This is a genomic window from Mycobacterium sp., assembly GCF_049683355.1.
In the GTDB taxonomy this organism is placed as follows: Bacteria; Actinomycetota; Actinomycetes; order Mycobacteriales; family Mycobacteriaceae; genus Mycobacterium.
On sequence record NZ_JBAUJB010000104.1, the window covers coordinates 1 to 1,674 of the forward strand.

General features: G+C 71.6%; 1 protein-coding gene. It reads right to left on the minus strand.

Annotation, left to right across the window (positions count from 1 at the left end):
* The coding region (locus tag WA944_RS06480; RefSeq protein ID WP_526646604.1) for a HAMP domain-containing sensor histidine kinase at window positions 1-1,674 on the minus strand (1,674 nt) is incomplete at both ends.

Below are 1,674 nucleotides of genomic sequence, written 5' to 3' on the forward strand. Positions count from 1 at the left end.
GGCCGACGCTGCGGCAGCTGATCCGCCGCTGGGCCGGCGACGGGCTCGGCGTGCCGGGGCTCGTCGAGGGCGAGGGCGGTGACGATACCGGCGTGCGCATCGGCCTGCTGCTCGTCGGCCACGCTGAAGGTCAGCCTCGGTCCGCCGCCGACGAGTAGCCCGGCCGGCACGTACACACCCGCCGTGGTGCCCGATCCGGGTTCCTCGGCAACGGTGCTGCGCAATCGCACCACCAGCCCGTGCTGGGCAGCGAGCCGTCCCGCCACGAAGAGGCCCATGTGCCGGGCAGTGTAGGGGTTGACCTCGCCGCCGGACTGCAGGCGGGTGTTGGCCACGCGCAGGTCGGGTTCCGTCATTCCCAGACCGGTGTCGGCGACCTCGAGCACCAGGCCACCGGTGCCGGTGGGCACGGCCGAGACCTTCACCTGCGAGGTGGGCGGCGAGTAGCGCAGCGCGTTGTCCAGCAGCTCGGCGAGCAGATGTACGAGGTCGCCCGCGACCGCACCGGCGATCTCGGTGTCGGGCAGGTCTGCGGTGGTGATGCGGGTGTAGTCCTCCACCTCGGAGGACGCCGCGTTGACGAGCGCGGTCACGGGCACCGCGTCGGCCTGCTCGCGGGGAATCCGGGCGCCCGCCAGCACCATCAGGTTGGCGCCGTTGCGCCGCATCCGTGCCGCCAGGTGATCGAGCCGGAACAGGCTCTCCAGCCGGTCCGGGTCCTCCTCGTTGCGTTCGAGTCGGTCGATGAGGGAGAGCTGCTGATCGACCAGAGAGCGGTTGCGCCGCGACAGCGTCTCGAACATGTCGGTGACCTGCAGCTGCAGCCGGGCCTGCTCTCCGGCGAGCTGCACGGCCTGCTCGTGCAGTTCGTCGACGGCGTGCGCAACCTGCCCGATCTCCTCGGTGGTGTGCACCGGAAGGGGTTGCACCGGGAAGGGTTTGCCGTCGCTGCGGACATGTGCGACCTCGCGGGCGAGGTCCTCGTGGGCGACCTTGAGCGCGCTGTCTCGAAGCGTGCGCAGCGGACGCACCAACGAGCGGGCAACGAGCGTGACCAGCGCAAGCGCGACCACGATCGCGGCGACGACCAGCGCGGCGTCGCGGATCGCGGCGGTGCGCGCGGCGGTGGCCTGGCTGTCGACCGTCGCCGGGATCGATTCGGCGGTCTCGGCGATCAGGCCGGCGGCGATCTCCCGGGTGACCTGCTGGGAGGCCAGCAGCTCGGGATTGCCGACGAGCACCGAGGCGGGGTCGGACAGCACCGACATCCGGTTGACCATCTCTGACCGCAGCGCCGCCGCCCGGTCGGTGGCGCCACCGAGGAACGCACCCATCGCCGACACCGTCGACGGTTCGGTGCCCGCCAAGGTGATCATGGCCGAGCGCAGCTCCGGTTCGGGGATGTCGCCGCCACGGTTGACCAGCATCTGCTGCATCGCCATCTGCCCGCGCGCCCCGACGGCCCGCGACAGCGCGGCACCCTGTGACTGCACGTCCTGGTCGTCGTTGGCGACCAGCCCGGTGATGGCGGTCTCGGCGGTGATCAGCAGCGGCGCGTACGTCATCACCCGGGCGCGCAGGTCCACGGTGCCGGCGCTGACCTTGCCGACCAGGTCCTGCCCGTAGTCGAGCAACGTGTTGGTGGCCAGCCGGACGTCGTCGGAGACCTCGGTG